Consider the following 24,560-nt stretch of genomic DNA (forward strand, 5'->3'; position numbering starts at 1 on the left):
TCAGCCGTCCGGATAGGGGCGCACGGGCAGACCACTGCGCAGCCACCCGGGACCGGCGCGCGAGCCGAACATGCCTTCGGAGACGTCGATGACGTTGGTAAACCCCGCGTCCTCGAGCCGCTGCGCCAGCCATGCCGATCGCCCGCCGGTGGCGCAGATCAGCGCCACGGGCGTCTCGCGGTCGCCGTCTGTCAGTTGCATCAGGCGTGGACCGAAGGACTCATGCCGCATGTCGAGGGGCACTGCACCCTCGGCAATGCCGCTTTCGCGCCATTCCTCGGGTTCGCGAATATCGAGCAGGATGATATCGCCGGCCTGCGCGGCCTCATGCGCCTCGGTTGCGCTCATCGCGCGTTCCGCCGGGGCGCCGGCAGGCCATAGGAGGAAAGCCGCGAGCCCGGCAAGGAGCAGCACGCCAAGCGCCAACGCCGTGCGGCGCGGGGCAGGTTTGGGAAAGGCGGATTTGCCGGACACCGGAGACGGACCTTTGTCAAAATGCGTCGTGACGGAGTTTATCGCCAAATTCAGGGCATGTCAGGCCCGTGCCGGACACGTTACGGTGACACCCCGACAGGCGCGCGCAAGCGACCCGCGGCCAGCGCGCTGAGGCCCACCATCCCCGCCGCAGTGCCGAGGCAGAGCGGCAGGCCGCCAAACTGATAGGTCAGGCCCGACAACAGCGTCCCGATGAGCCGCCCGCCGGCATTGGCCATGTAGTAAAAGCCGACATCCATTGTCACGCGCGCCTTCTGCGTGAAGGTGAGGATAAGATAAGAATGCAGAGACGAATTCACCGCGAAAAGCCCGCCGAAGATCAGAAGACCCAGAATGAGGGTGCCCGTCAGGCCGGTCGAGGGACCGGATGAGAGCAACGCCGCCACGGCCAGCACCGCTGGCACGAGGCAAAGCGCCAGCGCCCAGCCCCGGGCCGCCGTCACAAGCTCGGCCTCGGGGCGGTGCGCGGCGCGCAAAAGGCGAGGTGCCGCTGCCTGAACCGCGCCGTAAAGGATGATCCAGACCGCCATGAACCCGCCGATGAGAAAGAAGGCCGCGCGGTTACCCGCCTCGGTGCCGTCCGAGAGCACCGCGTAGAAATAGATCGGGATGCCCACCACGAACCACACGTCGCGCGCGCCGAAGAGAAACACGCGCGCCGCGCTGAGCCAGTTCACGTTGGCGGATTTCGAGAACACCTCGGAGAATTTCGCATCCTTGCGGCCCGGTGGCAGGCCCGGCGGCATGGCAAGGATGACCGCCACAAGGATCACCGCGAGCACCGCGGCCATGACCAGAACAGAGCCTGTAAAACCCAAAAACGCCAAAAGTGCCGCGCCCAGAAGAAAGCCCAGACCCTTTACCGCGTTCTTCGAGCCGGTTAGAAGCGCGACCCAGCGGAACAGCCCCCCCTGTGCCTCGGGCGCCAGAAGCTTCACCGCCGATTTCGACGACATCTTGGCCAAGTCCTTGGCCACGCCGCTGGCCCCCTGGACGCACATGACAAAGGCAACGGACGCGCCCACGGCCCAGGACGGGTCAAGCCGGGTCAGTGCCAGAAGGGCAAGCACCTGAATGGCAAGCCCTGCATATAGGGTCGATGTCAGCCCGAAACGCGCCGCGATCCAGCCTGCGGAAAGGTTCGTGACCATGCCGGCGATCTCGTAAAGCACGAAGAGATAGGCCAGTTGAAGGGGCGAGAAGCCCAACGTGTGGAAGTGCAAGAGCACCAGCATCCTGAGCGCGCCATCGGTCAGCATGAACGCCCAGTAGGCCGCCGTGACGGCGATATAGGCCGACAGGCCTTCTGGCCGGTGAGTCACAGCGCACCGCCCACCATCAGGGCCACATCGGCGAGGCGATAGGCATAGCCCATCTCGTTGTCGTACCAGGCATAGACCTTCACCTGAGTTCCGTTGACGACCATGGTCGACGGCGCGTCGATGATGCCGGAGCGGGTGTCGTTGGTGTAGTCGGCCGAGACAAGCGGGCGCTCTTCATAGCCCAGAATTCCCTTGAGCGGGCCTTCGGCGGCGGCTTTGAAGAGGGCGTTGACCTCTTCCGCGCTGGTTTCGCGCTCGACCTCGAAGACGCAATCGGTGAGGGACGCATTCAGGAGCGGCACGCGCACGGCATGACCGTTCAACCGGCCCGTAAGCTCTGGGTAAATGAGCGTGATCGCGGTGGCGCTGCCGGTGGTCGTGGGAATGAGCGAGTTGAGCGCCGAGCGCGCGCGGCGCAGATCCTTGGCGGGGCGATCGACGATGGTCTGCGTGTTGGTCACATCGTGGATCGTGGTCATCGAGCCGTGCTTGATGCCGATATTTTCGTGAATGACCTTCACGACCGGGGCAACACAATTGGTTGTGCAGCTGGCCGCCGTGACGATGCGATGGCGGTCAGGCTCGTAGATGTCGTGATTTATCCCGTAAACGATATTGGCGGCATCGCCGTCCTTCACCGGGGCGGAGACGACCACCTTTTTCACGCCCGCGTCGAAATAGGGGGCAAGCCTGGCCTCGGTCTTGAAGACTCCGGTGCAGTCGATCACCACATCGACCCCGTCGAGCGGCAGATCCGCGATGGATTTGGTGCCGATGAAGGGCAGGCGGGTGCCGTCGATGACGACGGACGTGGCGTCGCTGGAAAATGTTGCGTCCCAGCGCCCGTGTACGGTGTCGAATTCCAGGAGATGCGCCTGCATTGCGGCATCGCCCACGGCGTCGTTGATCCAGGCGATTTCTGCGCCGCGTTCCAGAAGCGGGCGGAGGGCGAGCTTGCCCACCCGACCAAGACCATTGAGCGCATAGACCGTCATGCGGAGACCTCTTTCGTGTTTCGGGCAATATCGTCGACCGCCGCCTGAAGCGAGACCCGGTCGAGCGTATCGAGCGGCAGGGCGGTGAAGGCAAGGATGCGGTTGCGCAAGGCGCCGTAAGCGTGCTGGAAGGCCAGTGATTTCTCAGCATCGGTCCCGGTCGCCTTGACCGGGTCGGGCATGCCCCAATGCGCGCTGATCGGCTGACCGTCCCAGGCCGGGCACTCTTCGTTGGCGGCCTGATTGCAGACGGTGAAGACGAAATCGAGCTGTGGTGCGCCTTCGGTGCTGAACTCGGACACGTTCTTGGCGCGCAGACCGGAAATATCGTGGCCCTTTGTCCTGAGCACCTCCAAGGCGAAGGGATTGAGTTCCGAATAGGGACGTGTTCCGGCAGAATAGGCTCTGAATCTGTCCCCAGCCACATCGCGCAGGATGGTTTCGGCAAAGATCGACCGGGCGGAATTTCCGGTGCAGATGAAAAGCACGTTGTACTTGCGGTCTGTCATGGGGGGCGATCCTTTCTGGAGGGAAACGGGGAAGGCCGTGCACGCCTCTGGCCGACCACGGCAGCAATCGTGCAGCAGGAAGTCCACGATCTGCCCGGTGGCGGCGACATTCGCGGTATAGAGCATCGACGTGCCCTGCCGCCGCTGGCTGACCAGACCGGCCGCGCAAAGGGTCGAAAGGTAAACCGAGAGTGTCGACGGTTTGAGCCCGAGCGCCTGCGCGATCTTGCCTGCCGGGACGGCATCGGGATAGCGGCGCACGAGAAGCCGGTAGACGGCGACGCGGCCCGGATGCGCGAGGGCGCCAAGGCGGATGAGATTTAGTTCTTCCATATTTCGTGAATAACCGAAATGACGGGATATGCACGTGAAGCTTTCGTGACAGTTTGACCAAATCCTGCGCTGGTGGAGATGAAGGGTCAGGCGGGCCATACTTGACGAGGCCGCGCAGCAAACCCTAGGTACATGAAATTCACTTCAGCCGGGGATGGCATGACCAATCACCTCTATCAGAACGATCTGCCCGACGGGCTTGACCTTGGGCCTATCGTGGCCATCGATTGCGAGACCATGGGGCTCAATCCTCATCGCGACCGGCTTTGCGTGGTGCAGCTGTCGGGCGGCGACGGGCATGCCCACCTGGTGCAGGTCGCCAAGGGACAGAGTTCTGCCCCAAATCTCGAGCGGCTGTTGACCGACCCAAACGTGCTCAAGCTGTTTCACTTTGGCCGGTTCGATATCGCGGCGATGTACAACGCCTTTGGCGCGCTTGCCGCGCCGGTCTATTGCACGAAGATCGCGAGCAAACTCATCCGGACCTATACCGACCGGCACGGCCTCAAGTACCTTCTGCAGGAGCTTGTGGGCGTCGATATCTCGAAACAGCAGCAAAGCAGCGACTGGGGTGCGGCAGAGCTTTCGGATGCGCAGCTCGACTATGCGGCGTCGGACGTGCTCTATCTGCACCAACTGCGCGAGGCGCTGAATGCCCGTCTTTTGCGGGAGGGGCGCATGGAGATGGCGCAGGCCTGTTTCGACTTCCTGCCGATGCGCGCGCAGCTCGATCTCGCGGGATGGCCCGAGACCGACATCTTCGCCCACTGACGATGGCACTGCAGGACAATTTCTATTCGCGGTTCGTGGCGTGGATGAAGATCATCCTGCCACTGGCCGCGCTTGGCATTTTGTCCACGTTGTTTCTCATTTCGCGCAGCGTCGATCCGACCAAGGCGATCCCGTTCAGCGAGATCGATCTTGCCCAGCGCGCGCAGGACCAGGGCGCGACCAACGCGTCTTTCGCCGGCGTGACATCGGGCGGGGACGAGGTACGGCTGCTCGCCGAGACCGCCCGGCCCGATCCCGAGGACCCGAGGCTGATCAACGCCGAGAGCGTCACCGCCGAAATCGTTCTGTTATCGGGCACGCGGATCGATATCGCCTCGCAGCGGGCCGACCTGCACCAGAACCGGTATACCGCGACGCTGGACGGTGACGTGGAGGTCACGACGACCACCGGCTACGAGATCCGGACAAAGCGGCTGGAGGCCAAGCTTGACACGCTTTACGCCGAAACGCCGGGCCCGGTGACGGGGACGGGACCGCCGGGCGATCTGAGTGCCGGGCGGATGATCCTGCAGGGTAACGAGACCACAGGTGACGCACATTTGCTTTTCACCGACGGCGTCAAACTGGTATACACCCGCAAAGTTGCCGAGGAATGACATCCGTGACCCTTGTTCGCCGTTCGATTTTCGCCGTCGCGTTGATGACGCTGCCGGGGTTTGGTTTCGCCCAGGGGGCGCAGGTCGCCTTTGGAAACACCGAACAGAACAGCCGCCTTCCGGTGGAGGTGACAGCCGATAATCTGGATGTGAACCAGACCGACGGCACGGCGATTTTCACCGGGAACGTCTTGATCGGACAGGGCGAGATGCGGCTGTCGGCGCCCCGGGTTCTGGTGGTCTACAAATCGGATCAGACCGGCATCGAAGAGTTGCGCGCGTCGGGCGGTGTGACTCTGGTAAGCGGCGAAGACGCCGCCGAGGCGCGCACCGCGGATTACAACGTCGACACCGGATTAATCGAGATGGAGGGCGATGTCCTCTTGCTTCAGGGGGTGAACGCGCTGACGGGGGACCGGATGTTCGTCGACACCCGCGCGGGCACGGCGCGTGTCACGGGCCGGGTCAAGACCATCCTGCAGCCGCAGGGCGAGTAGACCATGGCGCGCCCCGATCTTCAGCTTGCGCACGAAAGCAGCGGCCTTGTCGTGGAGAACCTGCGCAAGAGTTATAAGAAACGCGTGGTCATCCGCGACGTGTCGTTACAGCTGCGTCAGGGCGAAGTCGTGGCATTGCTCGGCCCCAACGGATCGGGCAAAACGACAAGCTTTTACGCCATCGCCGGCCTGATCTACCCCGAGGGCGGCCATGTGAAAATCGACGGGCGCGACGTGACCGCCCTGCCGATGTACCGCCGGGCGAAACTGGGCATCGGTTATCTGCCGCAGGAAATGTCGATCTTTCGCGGGCTTTCGGTCGAGGACAACATCATGTCGATCCTCGATATCTCGCAACCCAACCGGCACAAGCGGCGCGAACGGCTGGAGGAACTCTTGTCGGAGTTTTCCATCGAGCACCTGCGCCGCGCGCCGGCGCTGGCGCTGTCTGGAGGGGAGCGCCGCCGCGTCGAGATCGCCCGCTGTCTGGCCGCGCATCCAAAATATCTTTTGCTGGACGAACCGTTCGCCGGTGTCGACCCGATTTCGGTGGGCGATATCCGTCACCTGGTGGCAGACCTCAAGAAGCGCGGAATCGGCGTGCTGATCACCGACCACAACGTGCGTGAAACGCTGGAGATCGTGGACCGGGCCTATATCCTCCATGACGGGCAGGTTCTGATGTCGGGCAGCCCGGAAGAGGTGGTGTCGAACGAAAATGTGCGCCGTGTCTATCTGGGCGAGAATTTCCGCATTTCCTGAGATGTCACCGATCAGGAAACACTGCTTTCGCTTGCCATTCAGGCGGACCTCTGTCGATCTGCATTGACAAGTGCGGTGCAAAGCGCCTCAAATAACTTTATGACGCGAACGATTTTTGTCCTGTCTGCATCGGATTGCCAGCCTGGCTGGACACATAGAGGACAAGCCGGATCGTCGTGTCGCTTTCCTGAAAAGAGCTGAACCGCGCGCGACATGCGCGCCGGATCACGCTCTCTTTGTCACTTGGAGGACCGAGAATGCGCTATCAGATCAGTGGAAAACAGATTGATGTCGGAAGCGCGCTGCAGACACATGTCGAAACCGAGTTGAACGCAGTGATCGACAAATACGCCGAGCGCCCCACCGATGCAAATGTGGTCTTTTCCAAGAGCGCGAGCGAGTTTGTCTGTGAAGCGACGGTACATCTGTCGACCGGTCTGACGGCCCAGGCCAAGGGGCACGCGCACGAGATCTATGCGGCATTCGACAGTTGCAGCGAGAAAATGGAGAAACAACTTCGCCGATACAAGCGGAGGCTGAAAGATCATCACCGTCATCGTGCCGAGCCGGTTGAACTCTCGCAGGCTTCTGCGTATATCCTCGCTTCCGACAAGGAGGGCGAAGAATCGGAACCCGATAGCTTGCAGCCCATCATCGTCGCGGAGATGGAAACTAGGATTCCGTCTCTCTCCGTCGGAGAGGCCGTGATGCAGATGGAGTTGGCGGGGGCACCGGTTCTGGTCTTCAGGAACGAGGGCAAAGACGGGTTGAACGTGGTTTACCGCCGCGACGATGGCAACATCGGTTGGATCGACCCCTAAAAACGGGCATAGGGCGCAAAGCCCATCGGCGGAGCAAAGATCTGATGCAGTTCAACAAGATCCTCAAGCCTGAGGCCGTACGTGTGTGTTCGTCCGTATCGAGCAAGAAACGTCTTTTCCACGAACTCGGCGCGATTGCCGACTCTGTTTACGGCCTGGATCAGAACACGACGATTGATGCCCTGATGGAACGCGAAAGCCTTGGCCCGACCGGTGTGGGCCATGGCGTCGCCCTGCCGCATGCGCGTCTGTCCGGGCTGGACGGGGTGGTGGGCGCGCTTATTCTGCTGGAAAAGCCGATCGATTTTGCATCGGTCGACCGGCAGCCCGTCGATCTTGCCTTTGCGCTTTTCGCGCCGCTTGACGCAGGGGTGGAGCATCTCAAGGCGCTGGCGCTGGTATCGCGGACGCTGCGCGACACCTCGGTCTGCGCCAAACTGCGCGCCAACAACGATCCCGCCACCCTCTATACCATCGTGACCGAGGCACAGTCGCAACAGGCGGCTTAGCTCACGCGGTGAACGCGGCAAACCCGAACATCAGGTAATCGCGCTGATAGGCCTTTTGGGCCAGTTCCTCGATCTCGTCGTCATAGATGTCGGCCAATGCGAAGGGCGCGGCACCGTCTTTGACAGCGGGAACCGCCACGTCGGGCGCACCGACGGTGCGGGCCAGGTTCGGCAGGCCGATCGCCATCTCGTCCTCACGCAGGATGAGGTCAGGCGGCATGAAATTGGCCATGCCCTGAACGATATTGCTTTGGCTGGCCCAATGCGGGTCGATGCGGATCGCGGTCTGAGCCGCGAGATTGGCGCGCAGGAAGTCCAAGAATGCCTTGAACGCGGTGCGGTGGGCGGCAAGATCGTAGGCCGGATCGGGGAACTGACCCGGCAGGGGTAGTTTGTGAAAATTGCGCAGGGTCTTGCGGATGTCGGCATAGCCGCCCGGACCGGTATGCAGGATCTTGTCGCAGAACGCTGCATGCGCACGCGACACAGGGTGGCGCAGCACGGTGAAGCTGCGATGCCCGGGATGGCGGCGTTTCCACTGGCGCAGGGCCTTTTGTTTCATGCCCGTGGGCAAATCGCCCACCTTGACCCGGTCGAGTGCTGCCATCCATGCAAGGACCTCGGTCTCGGGCCCGGACCGGATCGGCATGTAGAGCAAGGGCGCGGCGGAAGCGGCGACGAAGCTGGGCGCGGCGGCGTTGCGGCGCGGTTCGAAATTGGGGGTCCGGGACAGGTTGAAGGGGTCGAGGCCCGACAGCGCCTGCGCCATTTCATCGAAATTCTCGACCTTGTCGGACAGCGGGCTGGGGTTTTGCCGCTTGAGCGTGCCATCGAGCCGTTCCAGCCGTTCGTCACTGCCCAGAAACCGGGCGAGGCCGTTGATCACATCGAGATCCTGAAGATCCTCATAGGCAATGTAAAAGGCGGTTTGCCCCGATTTCTGAAGCCGGTTCAGCAGCTCGACCTGAAACGACTGCAGACGGCTGACGTGACGCTCGAAATCCACGGGGTCGAACCGCGCGCGCGCATCCTTGCGCCGTTTGACATTGGTCAGCTTCCACTGTCCCGTCGCCTGCGCGATTTTCCACGACACGTAGCTGTCCACCGGATTGCGGGTGAGGATGATCTTGGCGCAGCGCGGATCATCCATCGCAAGGTCAAGCACGCGCGGGTCGTGGTCGTTGAAAAACCGGAACCCGCCGAGACCGTCCGTCTTTTCCTTGATCGCGGCAATCAGGCTTGCGGGATGGGCGTCGCGGGTGGCCTGACTGATTCCCGCGATCTCGGTTCTGTTGGGATAGCCGATGAAATGCGGATTGAACGCCTCGCCGTAGCATTCGAACCCGTCGAAGGCGTTGATATTCGCCTCGAGAAAGTTCGAGCCGGTGCGCATCTCGGCGAAGACGACGAAATAGTCAAAGGGTTGGGACATCAGTGTTTACCGCACTAGATACGGCTTGCGTTTGCCGCGCTCTGGTTCATGCAGGCGGTGTTCCACGGGAAAGTCCCCCATCAGGTAGGGGTGCATGCCCTGGTTCTTTAGGTTTTGCAGGAACTGGCCGAAGCCGGTCAGATCGGCCATCTTGGGCACTTCGGCCAGGCCGTGCTGGCTTTGCTTGCCGATCTCGTCGATGATGGTCTGCAACGGCTCCATCGGCGCCTCGATGAATTCCGCCATGGTCCAGATCCGCACGCGCGCCTTGGCCCAGGTCGAGCGCAAAACCTCGAGATGCTTGCTTTCGACCTGTTGAAGGCGCGCGGCCTCTTGCCGGATTTCCGAGAAATTCTTGTTGGATTTGAAGAGCGGCACGGCCCAGGCGCCGGAAATGACCGAAATCTGCGCGTTCGGGTCCTTGGCGATATCCCACTCGATCTTTTTCATGGTGTCGCGCGGGCCAAGCTGGAAACACTGCCGTTCGCCTCGCGTGTTCCAGATCAGACTGGCGAGAAAGGCGCGCGGATTGTAGTCCCGCAAGGTGGCACTGTCGCAGAGCGCGCCGTTCATCACGGTTTGCCCATCCGAAAACTCGGCCCGTTCCGGCGCAAAAATATGGCCGTGCACCCGCGTGCCGGTGACCCGCGCCAGCCATGGCTCGAAATTCTCGAAGAGATCGCTGAAGCCTTCGAATACGGAATACTGCGCGCAGGTCAGTCCGTTTTCGCGACCTTCGACGGGAAAGCGGCTTTGCATGTAAAGGCCGGGGCGCCCGCGTACGCGACGCTCCACCGCTTTGGCGAAAATACGGTCGATCTTGCCTGGGTTAGGCTCTGTCTGTTTCATCGCGCCGGCGGCATCGTTGAGGAACGCATCGTAGAGCTTGTTGGCGAAAGGCCAGATCTTGCGCGCGACGAAACAGTCCGAACGGCGCAGAAGCTGTAGGTGATCGTCGTAGAAGATATGCGGCTTGCCCTGGTAATCGAACTTCGACAGCGTCAGCGAGCGGCTTTCGATCTGGCGTGAATAGAGCCGCGACAGGGTCTGAAAATAGCTTTCGTCAGGTATCCACACCTTGCGGAAATAGCGGTCGTAGACCTGCCTGTCGGGGTCTTCGAGGATCGCCGACAGGGTCTGGCGCGTCAGGCACCACCACTGGCTTCCCATGTGAGGCACGATGCCGTTGGGAATGCGTCGCTTGAACCCGATCGCACGCTGAAAGGCGACGTAACGGTCGAAAAGAAAGCGGTTCTTGCGCCAGGAAAACGGAAAGCGCAGCGTAAAGCGTTCCTGATCCAGCCCGCCGATGGTCCATGGGACATCGGCGGTCGTGGCGGATTCGATGAAGTCGGTATGCGGCCGCTCTGTCAGATAGTCGATGAGTTCCTGCACCGGGCGCAACGGCAGGCAGGAGCCCGAGGCGAGATAGACATGACGCACATCCGGGAACTGATCGAGCATGATCTTAGACGCGGTCTGCGTCGCCGCCACCAGACCCCAGGTGCCCCATTCGCACCTGTGCCGCTTGGCGAAGCGCACATCGGGCAGGTCCGAGAGGGCCTTGATGAAGGCGGCATAGCTCTTTTTCGGAACGTTCTTGTCGGCATGGATCACGATCGGACAACCGGAGGCCGACCAGTGGCGCGCCACCTGTTCGGCCCGGTCGAAGGCCGTGTGGACCAGCATGATGATGCCGACGCTCACCCCGTGCCCTTCCTCATGCCCAGTTGCCCTTGGACATCAGTCCGAGGATTTCCAATTGCCGCCAGTTTATATATTTCTCCGACCATTTGCACCAAAGCTCGGAATTGGAGCGCACATTTTCGGCGTATGCTTTGTATTCGACACTCCCCGAGTAGTGTTGACCGCGCGCAAGCTCTTCCTGCGCCTTTGCCGCGAAGGTGTCGAGAAACTTGGCGTGCAGCAGGATACCGCTGGCTTTTTCGCCACCCCATTCATCGTAGGTGAGGTTGAGCCCGCGCGGCAAAAGCATGTGCGTGGAACTGATATAGGTGTATTTTCGGTGCCATTTCACCAGCGGCGTCTTGTTGAGCGCGGGCGCCTTTTTAGGCCTGTCGGCAAAGAAGACCCGGCTGCGCGGCCCGCCCTGGATCCATAGATTGCCGTACTGCTTGTTCTTCTCGATCATGTAATTGCCCGGATCGAACCAGCCCGTAATCTCAATCGGGTCCTGCCCGGGCGCGTAAGGCACGGCATCAATCCGTCCCTTGGGATACATATCGAGCAGCATCGCCCCGAACGAGCGCACCTGACTTGTGTCAAGCCAGTCCGTCAGGGCACGGATGGGGCGCGTGTCGCAAAAGGGGTAGATGAAGAACTCGTCCGGATCGACCACCAGCGTCCAGTGGCCGTGCCCATACTTGCGCTGCAGCCAATTGAGCCAATCGACGCCAAACTTCGACCGCTTGTAACTGGCCTTGGTCGTCCAGACCGACACGTCGGGCTGATCGGCCAGATATTCACGGCTGCCATCGGTGCTGTCGTTATCGACGATGACAAAATGCGCGACGCCGAGATTGCGGTAGTAGCGCAGGAAATACGGCAGGCGCACGAACTCGTCGCGCAGTGTCGAGAAAAGAAGGATGTCGCCCGGCCGGATCCTGGCGGTGCGATTGACCACGGGCTTGAGCGCGAAATGCTTTCGAAACGCCCGCACCTGGTGGCGCTTCCGGCGCAGTCGCATGACATATGACTGCGCAATGCTCACTTGGCGCGTTCCTTTGGCGGACAAACCGACCGCGCAACACCGTATCCGCCGAAACTTAACACACCATTGACCATCGTCCGCACCGCGCTGTCGCCTCCGCCCTGGAAACAACCTGCATTAAGATAAGCGATTGTTTCTTTTTCGTAAACTACGGAACGCCGCGTCATATCCAGTTGCCTTTCGACATCAGTCCCATCGCCTCGAGCTGCCGCCAGCTGGTCAGTCGGTGCGACCGCTCGCACCACAGATCCGGCGCGGACTGCAATGTGTCGTAATACGCGTCGTAAAGCGCGCTGTTGGCGAAATGCTCGGCGCGGACCTTTTCCTCGGCGGCGCGTTCGACGACCGTATGCAGGAACTTGGTGTGCAGCAGGATCCCCGAAAGCTTTTCGCCGCCTGCCTCGTCATAGACCCGGTTGAGCCGACGCGGCAGCAGAGAATGGGCCGAGCTGACATAGGCAAACCGGCGGTTCCACTTGACCAGCGGCGTCTTTCCCATCGTCGGGGCCCGTTCGGGACGGTCGGCAAAGAACCGGCGCGCGCGTACCCCGCCTTGAATCCAGAGATTATGCAGATCGCGCTTTTTCTGGATGACGTAATTGCCGCCGTCGAACCAGCAGAGACGCTCAAACGGGTCTTCGCCCACGCGATAGGTTTCCGCGTCGAGCGGCCCCCTGGGATACATGTCGAGCATAAGCGTGCCGAAGGAGTGCCGGCCATGGCTTTCCAGCCATTCGGTCAAAGCCGGCAGAGGCCGCGTGTCATGATGCGGGTAGATCAGGATCTCGTCGGCATCCACCGTCAGACACCAATGCCCGTGGCCGTACCGGATCTGCAGCCAGGTCAGCCAGTCCACACCGAAGCGGGACAATTTGTAACTGTGGTTCGTGCGCCAGAGCGAGACATCGGCCTGCGCGGCCAGATACTCGCGCGTGCAATCGGTGCTGTCGTTGTCGACAATCAGGAAATGCCGCACGCCGAGGTTGCGATAGTGGTCAAGGAAATGAGGCAGGCGCAGGGCCTCGTTCCGGACAGTGGAAAAGGTGAGGATGTCACCCGGGGCGATCCCGCCTGTGCGATCGCTGACAAGGCGAAGCTGACGGCGCTTGCGCAAGGCGCGAAAGAGGAGCCTGCGGCGTTTCCACCGCAGCCGATATGCCATCCATGCCTCTGCTGCCCGCGTCATAGGCCCTGTTGCCCGTTACCCCGGGTGTAAAGGTCGCGTTTATTTCGCGTAATGTCCAGATTGATGCCAGCGCCACGCATCGGCGATCATCCGGTCAAGCGTCGAGCGCTCGTGCGTCCAGCCCAGTTCGGCCTCGGCCTTGGTGGAGCCCGAGACAAGCTTAGTGCAATCGCCAGGCCGCCGCGCGCCCTCGATCACCGGAACCGTCTTGTTGGTGATGCGGCGAGAATGGTCGATCACCTCGCGCACGGTGAACCCCCTGCCGGTGCCCAGATTGAAAACCTCGCTTGGCTTGCCGTCTTCGAGCCAGCGCAAGCCAAGGATGTGCGCCTCGACCAGGTCCATCACGTGCACGTAGTCGCGGATGCAGGTGCCATCGGGCGTGTCATAGTCCGTGCCGAAGATGGTCAGCGCGTTGCGCCGCCCATCCACCGCGTCGAGGATCAGCGGCACGAGATGCGTCTCGGGCTGGTGGAACTCGCCAACCTCGGCCTCCGGGTCGGCGCCGGCCACGTTGAAATAGCGGAAGATCACATAGTTCAGGCCGTGCGCGACCCTGAAATCATACAGCATATCCTCGATCGCGCGCTTGGACGCGCCGTAGGGATTTATCGGCTGCTGTGGGCAGGTTTCATCGAGCACCACGTTGTCCTGATCGCCGTAGGTCGCACAGGTCGACGAAAAGACGATGTCCAGACACCCGGCCGCGACGGCGGCTTGCAGCAGCGTGAGCGAGCCCGTGACGTTGTTGCTCCAGTAAAGGCCGGGTTCGCGGATGCTTTCACCGACTTGGCTGAGCGCCCCGAAATGCAGGACCGCGGCGGGTTGGTAGGAGGCAAAGACCTGATCGAGACGCGACCGGTCGCGCAGATCGCCCTTCTCGAAGGGTCCGAACTTTACCGCGTCTTCCCAGCCTGTGCTGAGATTGTCGTAGGTCACGGGAGTATAGCCACCGGCCCTGAGCGCCTTGCAGGCATGCGACCCGATATAGCCCGCGCCACCGGTTACCAGAACATTAGTCACCCAACCCGGTCCAGAACCTTACTCGGCCGCTTTGGCCGTGTGGACGAGATCGTAGATGTAATCCCAAAGCTCGTCACGAAGTTCGGCGCGTTCCAACGCGAAGGCGACGGTGGCCTGCAGGAAGCCGGCCTTCGACCCGCAATCAAAGCGCTGCCCGTCGAAACGGAACCCGTAGACTTCTTCGCCGCTGTCGCGCGCCGCGTCGATCGCATCGGTCAGCTGAATTTCACCGCCCGCACCGGTTTTTTTCTTGTTGAGCTTCTGCAGGACGGTGGGGGTCAGGATGTAACGCCCGATCACGGCGAGGTTCGAGGGCTGTTCGCCCGGGGCGGGTTTTTCCACCATGCCTTTGGTCGAGACCATGTGGCCGTGATCTTCCTTGATGTCGAGCATCCCGTAGGCGGACGCCTTGTCTTCGGGAACCTCCATCGCCGCAACCATGTTTCCGCCGGTTTCGCGGAAGGCCTCGGCCATCTGCTGCAGACAGGGCTTTTCGGCGGCGATCACGTCGTCGGGCAGGATCACCGCAAAAGGTTCGTTGCCGATCAGGCGGCGCGCGCACCACACGGCGTGACCCAGGCCGAGGGCCTTGTTCTGACGGGTATACGCGATCTCGCCACTGTCCATGTTGGTGGACTTCAGGATCTCGAGAAGTTCGTCCTTGCCCTTTTTGCGCAGCTCACGCTCAAGCTGAGGCGCTTCGTCGAAATAATCCTCGAGCGCGCCCTTGCCGCGCGAGGTCACGAAGATGAACTCCTTGATCCCGGCCGCGCGCGCCTCGTCTATGGCGTATTGCACCAATGGGCGGTCGACGAGGGTCATGATTTCCTTCGGAACCGATTTCGTCGCAGGCAGGAAACGCGTGCCGAGACCGGCGACAGGGAAAATGGCTTTCGTCAATTTGCTGCGCATCGAACGCTCCCATATTCTCGAGTGCAAATTACACCAATCGCGCCTCTAGATACGCGTCACGGATGGTTCATCCGCTTTTTCGGACGAGGATGCAACATAAGCGCCATAATTTTCGGCGGTTTTTGGCATCTCGTTACATAAGTCCCATGTCCCGCAACATCGCTTCGATGCGAGGAATATCCTCGGGATTGTTGAGTTCCCAGAACTGCCGTCCGCGCGCGTCGACCTCGACACAAAGCAGGCTGCGACCCTGTTCGAGGAAGCGAAGCTGTTCCAGACCTTCCAGCGTTTCCAGCGGACCGGTGGGCCATGTTCCGTAGGCCGCAAGCGCAGCGGGGCGGTAGGCATAGACGCCGACATGATGGAAAACGGGCGTTTGCGCCGCGTCGTCATAGCGTTTCGGCGTGAAGGGGATCACTTCTTTGGAGAAGTAAAGCGCGCGGTGCGCCGCGTCGAAAACGGCGGTCGTGCCACCGACGCGGCCATGCGCGCGGTCTTCGAGAAAGCCGTTGAGCGCCCGCCCGTCGCACCGCAACACCGGGGTTGCGACATCGGCCTCGGGATCGGCCCGCAGGCCCGACACCAGATCCTCGATGAACCAGGGCGGAGTCAGGGGCGCATCGCCCTGAAGATTGACCACGATCTCGGCCTCGCCGCCCAGCGCCGTCGCGGCCTCGGCGCAGCGTTCCGTGCCATTGGCGCAATCGGGCGAAGTCATCACCACCTTGGCGCCGAAGTCGTGGGCCGCGTCGCGGATCCGGTCGTCATCGGTCGCCACGACGACCCGGTCGACGCCCTGTACGGCGCAAGCGGCGTCCCAGCTGCGGCGGATCAGGCTCTTTTCCTCGCCCCCGGCACCGCGCAACATGGCGAGCGGTTTGCCCGGATAGCGGGTGGAGGCATAGCGCGCCGGAATGACGATCAGGACACTCATCAGGCCGGTTTCAATTCGACCTTGGGGGAGTAGGCGATGAAGAACGGATTGGCATAACCATCCTTGCCATAGGTCAGCGGTGCGTGATCGTCGAAGCGCACGACCTTGCCTCCTGCCCCATGCAGGACCGCGTGACCGGCGGCGGTATCCCATTCCATCGTGCGGCCCACGCGCGGGTATAGATCGGCCTCGCCCGTGGCGATCAGGCAGAACTTGAGCGAAGAGCCCGCGCTTTTCATGTCTTTAACCGCGTATTTGCCGATGTAGTCGTCCGTCGCCTGATCGCGGTGCGATTTGCTGGCCACGACCATCAGCGCGTTATTGTCGGGATCCGAAACCCGGATCTGCGAAGCATCGCCGATGCCGTCCTTGTCAAAGGGGGCGGCCTCTTCCACCGATGTGCCGTCCGCCTGCGTGAAGAACATGCGGTTCTTCGCCGGCGCATAGACCACGCCGCGCGTCGGCACGCCGTTCTCGACATACGCGATATTGACGGTGAAATCGCCGCGCCGGTTGATGAACTCTTTCGTTCCGTCCAGCGGATCGACGATCAGGAAGGTGGTGGCCTGCAGATCATGCGACGCGGCCTGTTCCTCGGTGATGAGCGTCACATCGGGAAAGGCGGCGCGCAAGCCTTCCGAAATCAGCGCATCGGCGGCCTCGTCGGCCTCGGTCACCGGGCTGGCGTCGGATTTCACCTTCACGTCGAAATCATCCGCATCGTAGATGGCCATGATCCTGTCGCCCGCCTCGAGCGCGAGCCGTCGCATGACCGTGACAAGTTTGTCGTAATTCAAATGTCTACTCCGTGGAAAGCGCCATGACTTGCAGGCGTCAGTTGCGGGATGATGTCGCGCCTCTTATGGTGTGTGACTAACCGGACAGCAAGAAATCCGTGCAAAAAAGATCGGACCAGGGCGGCGGCGAAAGCGGGTAATGTTTCAGAACACGCGAAAAAAATCTCTGATCGGCTCCGCGCTGACGATTGCGGAACTGATCTATCACACGACCGTCCGCGAGATCCGCAAAAGCCATGGCAACGCGTTCATGGCAATCGGCGTCAACGTGATGACGGCGGTGGTCTTTGTTCTGGCGTTCTATGTGATGTTCACGGTCCTGGGCTTACGCGGTGCGAAGCTGCGTGGGGATTTCATGCTTTACATGATGTCCGGCGTGTTCCTGTACCTCACCCATATCCGATCGCTTGGCGCAGTCGCCGGGGCGGATACGGGCGCCTCGCCGATGATGCAGCATGCGCCGATGAACACGATGATCTCGATCTGTTCGGCGGCGCTTGGGGCGCTTTACATCCAGACCTTGTCGATGCTGGTGATCCTATTTTTCTACCACATGCTGGTCAATCACATCGAGATCGCCGATCCGCTCAGTGCCTATGGCATGTTCCTGGTCGCGTGGTTCACGGGCTGCGCGGTCGGTCTGGTGTTCCTGTCCCTGCAGCCGTGGTTTCCGACCGCGATGAAGATGATCCAGACGATCTATACCCGTGCCAACATGATTGCCTCGGGCAAGCTTTTCGTGGCCAACACCCTGCCGGGTTTCATGCTGGCCATGTTCGACTGGAACCCGCTTTTTCACGCTATCGACCAATGCCGCGGCTACGTGTTTCAGAACTACTTTCCGCGCTACACGGATTACACCTATGCGTTGATCGTTGGGGCGGTTCTGGTCATGCTGGGACTCATGGGCGAGTTCTATACGCGGCAATATGAGTCCAGCAGCTGGAGCGCGAGACGATGATCCGGGCGTATTTGTGTATTTGTTTTCTCATTCTCGGCAGCGGCCTTCGGGCGGAGCCGCTTCCGGCGTTCTACGATGTGACCGATGTCGCCGAAACAGATGTGCTGAATATCCGCTCTGAACCGCGGATCGGTGGATCGATCATCGGAACGCTGGCCGCGGACGCGACCGATGTCGAGGTGGTCGCGTATGACGACAGTGGCGAGTGGGGGCGTATCAACACGCAGGAGCGCGCCGGATGGGTCGCGTTGCGTTTCCTCTCACGGCAGGCCGGACAGCCCGGAGATGCGCTGCCACGGCCGCTGCGCTGCATCGGCAATGAACCGTTCTGGTCGCTTTCCCTGGCCGAGGACTCGAGCGCCGAGTTTCTGCGTCCGGGACAGGCGGCGGTCGCTTTCGGCAATCTCTACACTGTCGTGGCCGAGAACCGCACGGATCGCTATGCGATTTTCGCCGAGGCCGAGGCGCGCGTTCTAACGGCCGTCTTCCGACGCGCGCAGTGCACCGACACCATGTCGGACCGCGCCTATGGTATCGATGTCGATATCTTCCTGACCGAGCAAAGCGGCGTCAGTTTCGTTTCCGGCTGCTGTTCTCTGGCACGTTAATCCACGACGCGACAGGTCAGATTGATCCGCCCGCCCTTGGGCAAGAGGCGGGAGCTTCCGGGGCGGATCCGATCGATCCCGTGATAGGTCAACCTAGCCTCGCCGCCCATCACGACCACGTCGCCGGACTCCAGCCAGATCGACTCGGTCTTGCCGCCGCGCGTCGGGTTGCCCATCCGAAAGAGCCCGTCATCGCCCAACGAGACGGACAGGACCGGCCAGCTGAAATCGGCCTCGTCCCGATCCTGATGCAGGCCCATGCGGGCGTTGTCGCGGTAGAAATTCAAGAGACAGCAATCAGGGTGGCGGTTTGGATCGACGAGGCTTTCCCACATGGCCAGCACGCTGTCCGGGATCGGCGGCCACGGCTGGCCGTCCGGGTGGCGTCGCTCGTACCGGTAGCCCTTGCGATCCGAGAACCAGCCATACTTGCCCGCCGAGGTCATCTGCACCCGCATCGGCTTGCCATAGGGCGTCATCGGCGAGAACAGCGGCGCGGCGCGCACGATGGCACGGATATCCTCGAGAAGGGCGGATTGCGCGGGCGCGTCGAGACACCCCTTGAAAATGCGGAATCCCCTGATCTCGAGGCTCTCTTGCAGCATACCTGCCCCCTTGCGCGCCATTCTCTCCAATTTAATCGGGAATCCCCGATTCCAACCATACCAGCCGCTTGCAGGGTGGTGGACGCCTGCCTATATACCGCCAGAACGCGGGTACACGGCAAAGTGATCCGCAATTCATTCGGGGGCCCGGTGCCGGAACGGGTCTGGCCTCCATCCAATCGCCTTAAGCAGAAGGGATCGAAAACATGGGTAAAGTTATCGGTATCGACCTCGGCACCACCAACAGCTGCGTGGCCATCATGGACGGCAGCCAGGCGCGGGTGATCGAAAATTCCGAAGGCGCGCGCACGACGCCCTCGATCGTCGCATTCACCGAAGACGAGCGTCTGGTGGGCCAGCCGGCCAAGCGCCAGGCCGTCACCAACCCCGAGAACACCATCTTCGGCGTCAAGCGCCTGATCGGTCGTCGCGCGGACGATCCGGATCTCGCCAAGGACAAGAAGAACATGCCGTTTACCGTCATCGACGGCGGCAATGGCGACGCTTGGGTGCAGGCGCGCGGCGAGAAGTATTCTCCCAGCCAGATCTCTGCCTTCATCCTGGGCAAGATGAAGGAAACCGCCGAAAGCTATCTCGGCGAGGAAGTGACGCAGGCCGTCATCACCGTGCCCGCCTATTTCAACGACGCCCAGCGTCAGGCCACCAAAGACGCTGGCAAGATCGCTGGTCTTGAAGTGCTGCGCATCATCAACGAGCCGACCGCCGCCGCACTGGCCTATGGTCTGGACAAGGAAAACACGCACACCATCGCGGTCTATGACCTTGGCGGTGGTACGTTTGACGTGACCATCCTTGAGATCGACGATGGTCTCTTCGAGGTGAAGTCGACCAACGGCGACACGTTCCTTGGCGGTGAAGACTTTGACATGCGCATCGTCAACTACCTTGCCGACGAGTTCAAAAAGGAACACGGCGTCGACCTGACGAAGGACAAGATGGCGCTGCAGCGTCTGAAGGAAGCGGCCGAGAAGGCCAAGATCGAGCTGTCGAGCTCGAGCCAGACCGAGATCAACCAGCCGTTCATCTCGATGGGCTCCAACGGCCAGCCGCTTCACATGGTCATCAAGCTAACCCGCGCCAAGCTGGAAAGCCTGGTGGGTGACCTCATCGCTAACTCGCTCAAGCCGTGCAAGGCCGCGCTGAAAGACGCCGGTATCTCGGCCAATGAAGTGGACGAGGTCGTGCTGGTCGGCGGTATGACCCGCATGCCCAAAGTCGTCGAGGAAGTGACGAAGTTCTTTGGCAAAGAGCCGCATAAGGGCGTGAACCCCGACGAGGTCGTCGCCATGGGCGCCGCCATTCAGGCCGGTGTTCTGCAGGGTGACGTCAAGGATGTGGTCCTTCTGGATGTGACGCCGCTGTCGCTTGGTATCGAAACGCTGGGTGGCGTGTTCACCCGTCTCATCGACCGCAACACCACGATCCCGACCAACAAGTCGCAGATCTTCTCCACTGCCGAAGACAACCAGTCGGCCGTGACGATCCGCGTCTTCCAGGGCGAGCGGGAAATGGCGTCGGACAACAAGCTTCTGGGTCAGTTCAACCTGGAAGACATTCCGCCGGCCCCGCGCGGCATGCCGCAGATCGAGGTGACCTTCGATATCGACGCAAACGGCATCGTCTCTGTTTCGGCCAAGGACAAGGGCACGAACAAGGAGCAGAAGATCACGATCCAGGCGTCCGGCGGTCTTAGCGACGAGGACATCGAGAAGATGGTCAAGGACGCCGAGGAGAACGCCGAGGCCGACAAGGAGCGTCGTTCGATGGTCGAGGCCCGCAACCAGGCGGAAAGCCTTATCCACTCGACCGAGAAGTCGCTGGAAGAGCATAGTGACAAGGTCGACCCGACCACGGTGGAAGCCATCGAACTGGCGATTGCCGCGCTTAAGGATGACCTCGAAAAGGACGAGGTGACCGCCGACAAGATCAAGGCGGGCATCCAGAACGTCACCGAGGCCGCCATGAAGCTGGGCGAGGCGATCTACAAGGCCAGCCAAGAGGACGGCGACGACGAGCCTGCCGCGGCGGACGAACCGCGCGGCGAGGACGAAGACATCGTCGATGCCGATTTCGAAGATCTCGACGACAACAAGCGCGCCTAAGGCGTGACATTGGATGGGCGGGGGCCCGCTGAGGCCCCCGTTTGCCGTTTGAAGGAGCTTCTCCGATGGCAAAACGCGATTATTACGACGTTCTCGGCATTTCCAAGGGCGCCTCGGCGGACGAGATCAAGAAGGCGTATCGCAAGAAGGCCAAGGAACTGCACCCCGACCGAAACAAGGACAACCCCAATTCCGAGAAGCAATTCAAGGAAGCGGGCGAGGCATACGATGTTCTGAAGGATCCCGAGAAAAAGGCGGCCTACGACCGGTTCGGTCACGCGGCCTTTGAAGGTGGTATGGGCGGCGGCGGCGGCCGGCCCGGTGGCGGTTTCGGCGGCGGCCCGGGCCCCGGGCAGGGCGATTTCGCCAGCGCATTCTCGGACGTGTTCGACGATCTTTTCGGCGATTTCATGGGGGGTCGCGGCGGCGCCGGCGGACGTCAGCGCGCCGCGCGCGGCTCGGACCTGCGCTATAATCTGCGCGTGTCGCTCGAAGAGGCATTCACCGGGTTGCAGAAGACCATCAACGTGCCGACCTCGATCGCCTGCGATGCCTGCAAAGGCTCGGGCGCGGAAGGCGGGGCGGAACCCACCACCTGTCCGACCTGTTCGGGCATGGGGAAGGTCCGCGCGCAGCAGGGCTTCTTTACTGTCGAACGCACCTGCCCCACCTGTTCAGGCCTCGGCCAGACGATCAAGAACCCCTGCACCACCTGTCAGGGCCAGGGCCGCGTTCAGAAGGACCGCGCGCTTTCAGTAAACATTCCGGCCGGCGTAGAAACCGGCACCCGCATCCGGCTTGCCGGCGAGGGCGAGGCCGGTATGCGTGGCGGACCGGCGGGTGATCTTTACATCTTCATCGAGGTCAGCAAGCACGAGATCTTCGAGCGCGAGGAAACCAATCTTTTCTGCCGCGTGCCCGTGTCCATGTCGAAAGCCGCCCTTGGCGGCGACATCGAGGTGCCGACGATCGACGGCGGGCGCAGCCGCGTGAAGATTCCCGAAGGCTCGCAATCGGGTCGGCAGATGCGTTTGCGCGGCAAGGGTATGCCGGCCCTGCGCGGCGGCAGCCGAGGCGACATGTTCATCGAACTGGCGGTGGAAACACCGGTCAACCTGACGTCGCGCCAGAAAGAGCTTTTGCGTGAGTTCGACACGCTTTCTGAAGAGAACAACCCGGAAACCAAGAGTTTCTTCAAATCGGTGAAGAGCTTCTGGGACGGGATGAAAGGCTGAGCGCCGGACTTACGTTAACGCTTCGCTAACCTGCGTGAGGCAGTCTTCGGGCATGACCCGCGAGACTGCCTTTCGTGAAATGCCGCTGCCGCTTTTCGATACCGACGAGGCGGTCGTTTCGGTATCGCGCGAGCGGCCACAACCGTCCTATATTCGCGATCATCGCAAGCGCCTGCGCGACCGGTTCCTGTCTGGCGGGGCAGACGCGCTGCCTGATTACGAGATGCTGGAGCTGGTCCTCTTTCGCGCCATCCCGCGGCGGGACGTCAAGCCACTGGCAAACGCGCTTTTGGCGCGGTTCGGTGATTTCAACGGCGTGCTGAGCGCCGGTGTCGAGCAACTGAACGAGGTGAGCGGTGTGGGCGAGGCCGTGATTTGCGAGCTGCGCATCGTCGAGGCGGCTGCGCATCGGCTCGCGCAGTCCCGGATCCGCGACCGGCAGGTCATTTCAAGCTGGGACGCGCTGCTGAGCTATTGTCACACCACCATGGCGCATGGCGAGATCGAACAGTTCCGCGTGTTCTATCTGGATCGCAAGAACGTTCTGATCGCCGACGAGGCCCAAGCGCGCGGCACGGTCGATCATGTTCCGGTCTACCCGCGGGAAGTCGTCAAGCGCGCGCTGCATCTCAACGCAAGCGCGCTGATCCTCGTGCACAACCATCCGTCGGGAGATCCGACCCCGTCAGAGGCGGATATCGCAATGACGCAGCAGGTCCGCACCGCGGCAGAGGCACTTGGTATCACGCTGCACGACCACCTGATCATCGGCAAATCCTGCGAGCTTAGCTTCCGCGCCGAAGGGCTTCTCTAGCGCACCCAAACTTCGACCCGCCGGTTCACTCTGCGACCCCAGGCGGTGTCGTCACAGGCCATTGGCATGGCCTCGCCAAATGCTTCTGTTTCGACCCTGATCCGGCGTAAATTGGCGGTTTCAGCGGCTTTGACGACGGCCTTGCGCACCGTCTCGGCGCGTCTTTGGGCGATGGTCCGGTTCGCCTCTGCCGGACCTTCCCCGTCGCTGAACCCCACGAAGACAATTCGGCGCGCATCGTAAAGACCGCGTTCCAGCGCGCGCGCCAATTGCTGCACGTTCGACCGCGATTGCGCATCGAGACGGGCCGATCCCGTTTCGAACCGGAAGGTCGTCGTAAGGCGCCGCAGCGGCGCCAGGGTGGTCACCATCCGCTTGAGTTCGGACAGTCCGATCTCGGCGCCGGCGCGCGCGATGGCATTGGCGAAACGGTCGCCCTGGGCGTTGATCGCGATCTCCTCGGGGGTCTGGTCGACGAAACCCGCGCGCCGGATGACAAGCTGGGCGGACGGATCGCGGAGATACGACAGGAATTCGCGAACGAGTTTTGGCATACGCCGCGCGGGCAGGTAGAGAAACATCGGCACGGTCAGGGGATAATCCTCGGTCTTGACCGCGCGCCGCGTCGCGCGCAAGGCAAAGCCGCAGGATCCACTCAAGCTCAGCGGCCAGGTATCGCCGGCCTCGGCCTGACTGGTTACGCCAAGGGCAAAGGGATCCGCCATCACCGCCGCCGAAAGTGCCTGCCCGTCGTGGTGGCGCGTCGCATCCTCGGTCAGCGCGGCGCGTGCGGGGCGCAGCAACAATGTCTCGCTGGCCTGCCCCAGGCCCGTCCGCCCGCTATAAAGATGAACCGCGATCGGCGCGTCCGGTCCGCCCAGTACGGCCCAGTTGGTGATCTCGCCGCTGAGCACCTGCGCAAGTTGCGGCAAGGTGATCGACTGCACCGGATTGCTGGGGCTGACCACTGGCACCAGCGCATCAAGCGCCATCACCCGCGCCCGCCCACGCCCGATGAGATCACCCAGCCCGGCGTCACGGCCCAGACGCACTTCGCTCGAGCGGATCTCACGCATCGACATGGCGATGTCGGCGACATTGGCAAAGAGATCGGCAAAGCCTTCGTCCGAATTGGTCAGGCGAAAGAGAAACTCGCCGACGACACGCCCTTCTTCCGGGTCGACGAGGGCGTGAAAGACATGCCCGTTTTCCAGAACCTCGCTGCGCATGTCATAGCCTTCGCGGATCGCGAACGCTTCGAGCAGGGCGGGCATCAGAAGGCGGCCAATGGTGGGCGACCCCGAGAAGGTCACGCGCGCCACGAAAGCCTCCAGGTCGGGACAGCCCGGACCGGTGCAAACCACGCCCGAGCCGTCCACGGTCAACTCTCCGTAAACGGTATCAACACGATAGAATTCGCCGTCAAAGCCGAGAAGATTGCCGGAAATCTCAACATTGCCGTCGCGCGAAGTCAGTGTGACATCCTGCGCCAAGGCAAGGCCCGATCCGGCCAACAGGAAAAGTGCGGCGAGGATCGCCGCACGCACCTTGGTCATGAAGTACCCCTC

At 61.8% G+C, this 24,560-nt stretch carries 25 protein-coding genes; 11 read left to right on the plus strand and 14 right to left on the minus strand.

Going from position 1 to position 24,560, the window contains the following annotated elements; translation table 11 throughout:
- The 4 genes from EZV60_RS04620 to EZV60_RS04635 all read right to left on the minus strand — a co-directional run bounded on the left by EZV60_RS04620 (position 1) and on the right by EZV60_RS04635 (position 3,654).
- A complete protein-coding gene (locus EZV60_RS04620) occupies positions 1-474 on the minus strand; it encodes a rhodanese-like domain-containing protein (protein ID WP_245306211.1) in 474 nt (157 codons plus the stop codon).
- Between the two features lie 80 nt (positions 475-554).
- Positions 555-1,817: an organoarsenical effux MFS transporter ArsJ gene (arsJ, locus tag EZV60_RS04625; RefSeq protein WP_135502623.1), complete on the minus strand. Its 1,263-nt coding sequence runs from the start codon at positions 1,815-1,817 to the stop codon at positions 555-557.
- Complete coding sequence (locus EZV60_RS04630; protein WP_135502625.1) at positions 1,814-2,812, minus strand: ArsJ-associated glyceraldehyde-3-phosphate dehydrogenase; 999 nt, start codon at positions 2,810-2,812, stop codon at positions 1,814-1,816. The genes arsJ and EZV60_RS04630 overlap by 4 nt, the downstream gene beginning before the upstream one ends.
- The gene (locus EZV60_RS04635) at positions 2,809-3,654 is read right to left on the minus strand and encodes an arsenate reductase/protein-tyrosine-phosphatase family protein (protein WP_135502627.1); all 846 of its coding nucleotides are present in this window, start codon (positions 3,652-3,654) and stop codon (positions 2,809-2,811) included. Before EZV60_RS04635 ends, EZV60_RS04630 begins: the two co-directional genes overlap by 4 nt.
- Before the next feature lie 159 nt (positions 3,655-3,813).
- Between EZV60_RS04635 and EZV60_RS04640 the strand changes: the two genes are divergently transcribed.
- The 6 genes from EZV60_RS04640 to EZV60_RS04665 all read left to right on the plus strand — a co-directional run bounded on the left by EZV60_RS04640 (position 3,814) and on the right by EZV60_RS04665 (position 7,631).
- Positions 3,814-4,425 carry a ribonuclease D gene (locus tag EZV60_RS04640; protein WP_135502999.1) on the plus strand — a complete coding sequence of 204 codons (612 nt, stop codon included), beginning with the start codon at positions 3,814-3,816 and terminating at the stop codon, positions 4,423-4,425.
- Positions 4,426-4,427: 2 nt separating this feature from the next.
- Positions 4,428-5,042: an LPS export ABC transporter periplasmic protein LptC gene (lptC, locus tag EZV60_RS04645; protein WP_135502629.1), complete on the plus strand. Its 615-nt coding sequence runs from the start codon at positions 4,428-4,430 to the stop codon at positions 5,040-5,042.
- Positions 5,039-5,539 (plus strand): LptA/OstA family protein, encoded by a 501-nt coding sequence (locus tag EZV60_RS04650; RefSeq protein ID WP_135502631.1) that lies wholly within the window; start codon positions 5,039-5,041, stop codon positions 5,537-5,539. The genes lptC and EZV60_RS04650 overlap by 4 nt, the downstream gene beginning before the upstream one ends.
- A gap of 3 nt (positions 5,540-5,542) precedes the next feature.
- Complete coding sequence (gene lptB, locus EZV60_RS04655) at positions 5,543-6,301, plus strand: LPS export ABC transporter ATP-binding protein (protein WP_135502633.1); 759 nt, start codon at positions 5,543-5,545, stop codon at positions 6,299-6,301.
- Between the two features lie 257 nt (positions 6,302-6,558).
- Entirely contained in the window at positions 6,559-7,122 is a 564-nt protein-coding gene (gene hpf, locus EZV60_RS04660; protein WP_135502635.1) for a ribosome hibernation-promoting factor, HPF/YfiA family, read from the plus strand.
- 44 nt (positions 7,123-7,166) lie between these two features.
- Positions 7,167-7,631, plus strand: coding sequence for a PTS sugar transporter subunit IIA (locus EZV60_RS04665; protein WP_135502637.1), 465 nt, complete (start codon positions 7,167-7,169; stop codon positions 7,629-7,631).
- 1 nt (position 7,632) lies between these two features.
- Here the strand turns inward: EZV60_RS04665 and EZV60_RS04670 are convergent, their stop codons facing one another.
- The 8 genes from EZV60_RS04670 to cysQ all read right to left on the minus strand — a co-directional run bounded on the left by EZV60_RS04670 (position 7,633) and on the right by cysQ (position 16,646).
- Positions 7,633-9,063 (minus strand): sulfotransferase family 2 domain-containing protein, encoded by a 1,431-nt coding sequence (locus tag EZV60_RS04670; protein ID WP_135502639.1) that lies wholly within the window; start codon positions 9,061-9,063, stop codon positions 7,633-7,635.
- Positions 9,064-9,069: 6 nt separating this feature from the next.
- Positions 9,070-10,770: a DUF5927 domain-containing protein gene (locus EZV60_RS04675; RefSeq protein ID WP_135502641.1), complete on the minus strand. Its 1,701-nt coding sequence runs from the start codon at positions 10,768-10,770 to the stop codon at positions 9,070-9,072.
- A gap of 13 nt (positions 10,771-10,783) precedes the next feature.
- Positions 10,784-11,770 carry a glycosyltransferase family 2 protein gene (locus EZV60_RS04680; RefSeq protein ID WP_135503002.1) on the minus strand — a complete coding sequence of 329 codons (987 nt, stop codon included), beginning with the start codon at positions 11,768-11,770 and terminating at the stop codon, positions 10,784-10,786.
- A 187-nt stretch (positions 11,771-11,957) separates the two neighbouring features.
- Positions 11,958-12,956: a glycosyltransferase family 2 protein gene (locus EZV60_RS04685; RefSeq protein WP_245306212.1), complete on the minus strand. Its 999-nt coding sequence runs from the start codon at positions 12,954-12,956 to the stop codon at positions 11,958-11,960.
- Between the two features lie 63 nt (positions 12,957-13,019).
- Complete coding sequence (galE, locus tag EZV60_RS04690; protein ID WP_135502645.1) at positions 13,020-14,003, minus strand: UDP-glucose 4-epimerase GalE; 984 nt, start codon at positions 14,001-14,003, stop codon at positions 13,020-13,022.
- An 18-nt stretch (positions 14,004-14,021) separates the two neighbouring features.
- Positions 14,022-14,915 carry a UTP--glucose-1-phosphate uridylyltransferase gene (locus EZV60_RS04695; protein ID WP_135502647.1) on the minus strand — a complete coding sequence of 298 codons (894 nt, stop codon included), beginning with the start codon at positions 14,913-14,915 and terminating at the stop codon, positions 14,022-14,024.
- A gap of 133 nt (positions 14,916-15,048) precedes the next feature.
- Positions 15,049-15,849 carry a 3-deoxy-manno-octulosonate cytidylyltransferase gene (locus EZV60_RS04700; protein WP_135502649.1) on the minus strand — a complete coding sequence of 267 codons (801 nt, stop codon included), beginning with the start codon at positions 15,847-15,849 and terminating at the stop codon, positions 15,049-15,051.
- Entirely contained in the window at positions 15,849-16,646 is a 798-nt protein-coding gene (gene cysQ / locus EZV60_RS04705) for a 3'(2'),5'-bisphosphate nucleotidase CysQ (RefSeq protein ID WP_135502650.1), read from the minus strand. The genes EZV60_RS04700 and cysQ overlap by 1 nt, the downstream gene beginning before the upstream one ends.
- Positions 16,647-16,785: 139 nt before the next feature.
- Here cysQ and EZV60_RS04710 point away from each other — a divergent pair, with 139 nt between their 5' ends.
- Both EZV60_RS04710 and EZV60_RS04715 read left to right on the plus strand, forming a co-directional pair.
- The gene (locus EZV60_RS04710; protein WP_135502652.1) at positions 16,786-17,607 is read left to right on the plus strand and encodes an ABC transporter permease; all 822 of its coding nucleotides are present in this window, start codon (positions 16,786-16,788) and stop codon (positions 17,605-17,607) included.
- Positions 17,604-18,215, plus strand: coding sequence for an SH3 domain-containing protein (locus EZV60_RS04715; protein WP_135502654.1), 612 nt, complete (start codon positions 17,604-17,606; stop codon positions 18,213-18,215). The genes EZV60_RS04710 and EZV60_RS04715 overlap by 4 nt, the downstream gene beginning before the upstream one ends.
- On the opposite strand, the gene EZV60_RS04720 is transcribed toward EZV60_RS04715, so the two are convergent.
- Complete coding sequence (locus tag EZV60_RS04720; RefSeq protein ID WP_135502656.1) at positions 18,212-18,820, minus strand: alpha-ketoglutarate-dependent dioxygenase AlkB family protein; 609 nt, start codon at positions 18,818-18,820, stop codon at positions 18,212-18,214. The genes EZV60_RS04715 and EZV60_RS04720 overlap by 4 nt on opposite strands.
- 206 nt (positions 18,821-19,026) lie before the next feature.
- On the opposite strand from EZV60_RS04720, the gene dnaK reads away from it, so the two are divergent.
- The 3 genes from dnaK (at position 19,027) to radC (ending at position 22,992) form a co-directional block, all read left to right on the plus strand.
- Positions 19,027-20,943, plus strand: coding sequence for a molecular chaperone DnaK (gene dnaK, locus EZV60_RS04725; protein WP_135502657.1), 1,917 nt, complete (start codon positions 19,027-19,029; stop codon positions 20,941-20,943).
- A 65-nt stretch (positions 20,944-21,008) separates the two neighbouring features.
- The gene (gene dnaJ, locus EZV60_RS04730) at positions 21,009-22,178 is read left to right on the plus strand and encodes a molecular chaperone DnaJ (protein WP_135502659.1); all 1,170 of its coding nucleotides are present in this window, start codon (positions 21,009-21,011) and stop codon (positions 22,176-22,178) included.
- Between the two features lie 52 nt (positions 22,179-22,230).
- Positions 22,231-22,992, plus strand: a complete 762-nt coding sequence (gene radC, locus EZV60_RS04735) for a RadC family protein (RefSeq protein ID WP_135502661.1) — start codon at positions 22,231-22,233, stop codon at positions 22,990-22,992.
- On the opposite strand, the gene EZV60_RS04740 is transcribed toward radC, so the two are convergent.
- Positions 22,989-24,548, minus strand: coding sequence for a substrate-binding domain-containing protein (locus tag EZV60_RS04740; protein ID WP_135502663.1), 1,560 nt, complete (start codon positions 24,546-24,548; stop codon positions 22,989-22,991). The genes radC and EZV60_RS04740 overlap by 4 nt on opposite strands.
- Positions 24,549-24,560 lie beyond the last annotated feature (12 nt).

Origin of the sequence: Roseovarius aestuariivivens, assembly GCF_004761875.1 — a bacterium.
Lineage (GTDB): Bacteria > Pseudomonadota > Alphaproteobacteria > Rhodobacterales > Rhodobacteraceae > Roseovarius > Roseovarius aestuariivivens.